At 39.3% G+C, this 5,926-nt stretch carries 5 protein-coding genes; 3 read left to right on the top strand and 2 right to left on the bottom strand.

From position 1 onward, the window contains the following. The 3 genes from AAC037_RS18160 to cas6 all read left to right on the top strand — a co-directional run. The coding region (locus AAC037_RS18160) for an AI-2E family transporter (RefSeq protein WP_339904557.1) at window positions 1-633 on the top strand (633 nt) is incomplete at its 5' end. Window positions 634-638: 5 nt separating this feature from the next. Continuing rightward, the gene (gene ychF / locus AAC037_RS18155) at window positions 639-1,736 is read left to right on the top strand and encodes a redox-regulated ATPase YchF (RefSeq protein ID WP_339904556.1); all 1,098 of its coding nucleotides are present in this window, start codon (window positions 639-641) and stop codon (window positions 1,734-1,736) included. Window positions 1,737-1,847: 111 nt separating this feature from the next. Further along, window positions 1,848-2,741 carry a CRISPR-associated endoribonuclease Cas6 gene (gene cas6, locus AAC037_RS18150; RefSeq protein ID WP_303614669.1) on the top strand — a complete coding sequence of 298 codons (894 nt, stop codon included), beginning with the start codon at window positions 1,848-1,850 and terminating at the stop codon, window positions 2,739-2,741. A 279-nt stretch (window positions 2,742-3,020) separates the two neighbouring features. Here the strand turns inward: cas6 and AAC037_RS18145 are convergent, their stop codons facing one another. After that, window positions 3,021-4,295 carry a DUF5103 domain-containing protein gene (locus AAC037_RS18145; protein WP_339904554.1) on the bottom strand — a complete coding sequence of 425 codons (1,275 nt, stop codon included), beginning with the start codon at window positions 4,293-4,295 and terminating at the stop codon, window positions 3,021-3,023. 103 nt (window positions 4,296-4,398) lie between these two features. After that, the coding region (locus AAC037_RS18140; RefSeq protein ID WP_339904553.1) for an ABC-F family ATP-binding cassette domain-containing protein at window positions 4,399-5,926 on the bottom strand (1,528 nt) is incomplete at its 5' end.

The raw sequence follows: 5,926 nt of genomic DNA, 5'->3' as shown, positions 1-5,926 counted from the left end.
ACTACAAGCAGCTTCTTTATAAGTATTTTGGCTATAGGTTTTATCACCTTTTTCCTACTTCTGGAGAATGGTCTATTGCGAAGAAATCTATTGAATTTCATTCCGAACAAATACTTTGAACTGTCTGTGGCTACTTTTCATAAGGTGGAAAGGTTGCTGTCCAATTATTTGATTGGCTTGTTAATTCAAATGTCGGTGATTTTCACCATTGCCTCTGTGGGTTTGACCATAGGTAATATTCAGTACGCCATGACAATTGCGGTATTTGCTGCTGTGGCGAATTTAATCCCCTATGCAGGCCCATTATTGGGTGCTACTTTTGGTGTTTTGGTAGGCTTGTCTACGGGAGACTTTAATACTGCCAATGAAGTATATTTCTTTTTATTCAAGATATTGACTGTTTTCTCTGTGGTACAGATTTGTGATAATGTGGTTTTACAGCCATTTATTTTTTCGAAATCGGTAAAAGCACATCCTCTTGAAATATTTGTTATTATCTTTGTGGGGGCAAAAATTGCCGGTGTATTGGGTATGATTTTCGCCATACCGGTTTATACTATATTTAGGGTTTCTATAAAGGAATTTTACAGAGGGTATAGAGAATACAGAATATTTAGAATAGATAAGATTTAATATTAATGGGACTCAAATGCGGAATTGTTGGCTTGCCTAATGTAGGTAAGTCAACTTTATTTAATGCCTTGTCAAGTGCCAAGGCAGAAGCAGCAAATTTTCCTTTTTGTACCATCGAGCCCAATGTAGGGGTAGTGACGGTGCCGGATAAGCGATTACAAATTTTGGAAGGCCTGGTAAATCCACAAAAAGTGGTTCCTACAGTGATCGAGTTTGTAGATATAGCCGGATTAGTAAAAGGAGCAAGCAAGGGAGAAGGCTTAGGAAATAAATTTTTAGGAAATATCAGAGAGGTTGATGCTGTGATACATGTCATCAGGTGCTTTGATGATCCCAATGTAGTGCACGTAGCCGGAGGGGTAGATCCTATTTTTGATAAGGAGGTAATCGATACCGAATTACAATTGAAAGACATCGAATCAGTAGATAAAAAGTTGCTGAGGATAGAGAAGGTGGCAAAAAGTGGTGATGCCAAAGCTAAAAAGGCCATTGAAAGCTTAAATAAGTTTAAAGAAGCATTAAAAGAAGGGAAGAATGCCCGTGTAGTAGATGCTGATGAGGATGATTTGGAAGCTATTGCTGATATTCATTTATTGACGATCAAGCCTGTATTGTATGTGGCCAATGTAGATGAAGATAGCATCAAGGAGGGAAATGAGTATGTAGAGAAGCTCAAGGCAGAAGTAAGCCAGGAAAACGCAGAGGTAGTCATTTTATGTGCGGCCTTGGAGGAGCAGATAGCTGAATTTGAAGATCCTGAAGAAAAAGAAATGTTCTTGGGAGAATACGGCCTTGAGGAAAGTGGATTGAATCGATTGATAGCAGCCGGGTACAAACTACTAAACCTTATTACCTATTTTACTGCCGGCGTTCAGGAGGTAAGAGCTTGGACAATTACCAATGGCTGGAAGGCTCCCGCAGCAGCAGGTGTAATTCATACTGATTTTGAGAAAGGGTTTATCAAAGCAGAGGTGATTAAACTTAAAGATTTTGAAACGTACAAAACGGAGGCAATTTGCCGTGAAAACGGGAAAATTGCAGTTGAAGGTAAAGAATATGTAGTTTGTGACGGAGATATCATGCATTTTAGGTTCAATGTGTAAATAAATTAAAATATTATTATTAAGTTTGTTGCAACTTATTTACTCAACTCTCAGTTAGTTCAGGTAGTATGATGAAATAAAATTTTTGTTTAACTTTTCATTTTTAAAGTCGTGAGAATTAGATTAATATTTTCCTTAAAGAACAAAGGTGCTTACTTACCCTTTCACCATCAGTACATCTTAGCTCAGTTTCTAAAAGGCCTGATCGTAAAAGGAGGCCAGGAAGAATTTTTTAACTACAATTACTTTAACTTTTCCGGGCTAAAAGGCCAAACAAAAGTTAGTAGAAGTGGGTTGCATTATTATTCCAGTTTGGTTACTCTAGTGGTTTCAGCGCCTGATGAACCTTTTATAGATTATCTATTAAAGCAGGTTTTTAAAACCCCAAAAATTGAATTGGGGAATTTAATATTGTCGCCAGAGTATACTGAAAAAGAAATTGAGCCACCATTAGAAACATCCAACAAGTTTGTATGTATCTCCCCTTTGGTTTTACTTACTCCCACATTTGATGATGAGTCAGGTAAAAGATTTATAAATCCTGATACGGATGAGTTTTCTGATCTTTTGTATGAGTCTACACTCACAAGGATGGAGAAATCGGGTTGGTACAACCAAGAACAAATGGAGTCTTTCTATAAATTTCAAGTCGTTCCTGATATGGTTTACGTTAACAAACTTCGGGAACAACAAAAGAAGTTTGCTAGAATCTACTCTGTCTATGATATGGATGTGAAATATGAAGTCAGAGGCTATACCTTGCCTTTTACTTTGTATGCTGCTAGTGAAGTGCAGGAGTTTGTATTCAAGTGCGGACTGGGGGCTTTTACCCACAAAGGGTTTGGGATGCTGGATTTAGCCAATAATATGCCAAGCCAACGTACTGAACCATACAAATTTAAAAGAGAAGGATTTGTACCTTACAGAGCCCAAGGGCATGAACCACGTAAAAACGACGAAAGAGCGGAAGGTGGAGATAGCAAATCTGAAGAAGAAAACAATTAATAGAAAATACCCGGGAGAAATCACCGGGTATTTTTTTGCCTAAGTCCGGAAGTTTTAGCATTCTGTTGAACCTGTCAATCAATTATTCAACTGAAAAAAGCGTCGAATAGTAGAGCATGAGCTGTAGTATTATTGGCTTAATAGGGTGTTTAGCATCAAGTCTTTTTAGATAGGCTGTAACGCTTTTCGATCAAAATACACTAGCCGAAAGTATGGCAAGGTTTGCCTAAATAATTGTGCTCCAAGGCCACCTTCTATGAGAGACTCCGGTAAATAACTTTAAAACCTCCTCTTATTGGGGTTGATTACTGTATAGCCGATCAATTCGTCATACCTGGACCCCATGGCTCGGTAATAGAAAAATATTTCATATTCATTTTCCGTCTGGAAATGATTGTCTTCAAATGCTGCCATTTTCCAGCCATCCGGACTCTTAAGGCCGTATTGATAGTCATACCATCCCTGCTTTAAAAATAAACTGGCTTGGTACAGTCCTCTTTTCTTGTTGTAGACCATCTTTGCTTCAGGATCTTTTCCCCAGTTGGTTAATGCCCCCAACACATAAGGTGGAGAAGGTAATTCAGGTGATTCAAAGTTTAGGTTCAAAAGTACATATTCACTCTCCAATAGGTGATTTTGACGCTCCATATTGAAAACCCCATATTGTCCGTTCAGATCCAGGTATTCAAGGTAAGCAAGGGCCTTTCTTTCTTTGTCTATGGCTGCTTCTGCAAAAACGACGTCCTCCTCCATGCTAACACTTGAAATGTTACGCCCTCTGGTACGTACAAAGCGCAAATCAACAAAGCGAAACTCATTGCCTGCCGGAAAGGTGTTGGAACCATCAAATAGTTGGTATTGCAATTGTTTGATGTCATCCCTAATATTGGTAAACTTCAGGCCATAAATGGCATTGTCCCATCGCTGATTTTGACGGATGACTACCAGGGTATTGTTCAATGGGTCAATTAATTCGCGTTGGCTGTAACCAACATTGACATTAATTTGCTGGCTGGTTCTTCGGTCTTCATTCAGGCTCGGGGGAACGACCTCAGCACCTATACCTACTTGATTTTGGTAAACCATAAATCTTTTGGTGAAGATTACGTCTTCCTCATTTCTTCCTCTGTAAACTTTTAAAAGGTAATTTCCGGATCTTTTAACACTTGGTACTTCGAAGGTATAGTGGATATAGGGAATCCTTGTATTGATCCCATAATCATAGGTGTTGATGTTGAATTCATTGAATTGGCTTAGAAAATCCGGATCCTTAAGACCTGAAGTGGTCCAGTCGGCATTGCAGTGAATAATTTTGGCCAGATAGCGATCCGTCTCAAATGCAATATCATCAAAATGCAGTTCCAAAGGAGTAGCCCCACCAAGAGGAATGACAGGGGCTGTCATTTGCGCCGAAAATTCTGTGCCTGCCGGGTAGAGCTGTACCGTCCTAATGTTTTCATCATACACCCGGTTTTCATGGATTTCTTGAGCCGATAGAGGCTCCATTGCAAACAGAATAAATACTATTACAAGTTTAATCAATGGATGTTTCATTGGTCTCGATTAGGTTAATTGACAGTGATTTCCGTATGAGGCTAAATTAATCCAAAAGAAAATTCAAGGGCTAGTTCCTACCAAGTGTTCAAGTACTTTAACCTTAATTCTGCAAACTTTCTATTTGTTCCGCCAGGTCTTCCCACTTTTGGTTGAGCGCATTTTCTTCTTCTTGGATTTTATGGTAAACTTCATTAAGCTGCTGCATCTTTGCCTCATCTTCATAAACGGAAGGTTGAGCCAGTTGATGCTCCATATCCGTTTTTTTCTTTTCCAGCGCAGTGATTTGTTGCTCAATACTTTCTAAATTCTTTTCTTTTTCTTTTATGGCTTTTTTATGGGCATGATCCTCCTGTTTGCTTGCTGAACTTTTTGGTGCAGGCTTGGGCGCTTTTTTTACAATGTTTTGCGGTTTGGCTACCTTTTCTACTTGATTTTCTCTCCAGTAAACGTATTCATCGTAGGTTCCGGGGTATTCCTTTATTTGCTCATCCTCAATGTACCAAATCTTATTGGCTACACCTTTGATAAACAAACGGTCGTGAGAAACGGTGACAAAAGTTCCTTCATATTGCTGTAAGGCTTGTATCAAAATGTTTACTGATTGAATGTCAAGGTGGTTGGTAGGTTCATCCAGCAACAGAAAGTTGGCTTCAGAAATCAGGGTTTTGGCCAAGGCTACCCTGGATTTTTCACCACCGGAAAGTACTTTTATTTTCTTAAAAACATCATCATTTGTAAACAAGAAACAACCCAATACATTCCGTAGCTCTGTTTCAGATTTCCTGCTTCCTGCCTGCATCATTTCTTGCAGGATTTCATTGTTGATGCCCAAGGCCTCTAACTGGTGCTGGGCAAAGAAGGATTTAATAAGGTTATATCCTTCTTCTCTTTTCCCTTGTATGGGCTCTGATCCATCAATAATTCTTAAAACAGTGGATTTCCCTTTACCGTTGGCACCAATAAGTGCGATCTTATCTCCTCTTTCAATACGGGCAGTGGTGTTTTTAAGAATTTGCAGGTCTCCAAAAGATTTGGATACATTTTCTAAAGTAATTACATCACGTCCGGACTTTTGAGAAAAAGTAAATTTAAAATTAACAGCTACTTCATCTTTTTCTACCTGAGAAATTTTTTCCATTCTGTCCAAGGCCTTGACCCTAGATTGTACCTGATTGGATTTGGTAGCTTTGGCCCGGAAACGCTCGATGAAACGCTCCGTTTGCTTGATCATTTGCTGTTGATTCTCATAAGCATTCTGCTGGATTTCCTCCCTTTCCACTTTCTCCTTCTTGTAAAAAGCGTAATTTCCGGCATAGCTGGTAAGGTTTCCCCGAGAAACTTCTACAGTGGTTTCAGTGCCATTGTTCAAAAAAGTCTGATCATGAGATACCACGATTACCGCTCCCTCGTAAGATTTAAGGTAGTTTTCCACCCACTGAATGGAAGGTAAATCCAAGTGGTTGGTAGGCTCATCAAGCATCAGTAAAGATGGCTTTTCTAAAAGTAGCTTGGCCAACATCACCCGCATTCTCCAGCCTCCGGAGAAGGTCTTCAGTGGTCGACTTAGGTCAGCAGTTTTAAAACCAATACCTTCCAGAACTTCTTCTGCTTTGGCTTTGCCTTTGGCT

The organism is uncultured Cyclobacterium sp., assembly GCF_963976465.1.
GTDB lineage: Bacteria > Bacteroidota > Bacteroidia > Cytophagales > Cyclobacteriaceae > Cyclobacterium.
The sequence above is the reverse complement of the archived record's forward strand: the minus strand, read 5'-3'. Positions and strand labels throughout refer to the sequence as shown.

Coding starts and splice junctions, on each gene's coding strand:
- AAC037_RS18145 (WP_339904554.1), bottom strand. CDS start 4,295: ATGAAACATCCATTGATTAAACTTGTAATAGTATTTATTCTGTTTGCA.
- ychF (WP_339904556.1), top strand. CDS start 639: ATGGGACTCAAATGCGGAATTGTTGGCTTGCCTAATGTAGGTAAGTCA.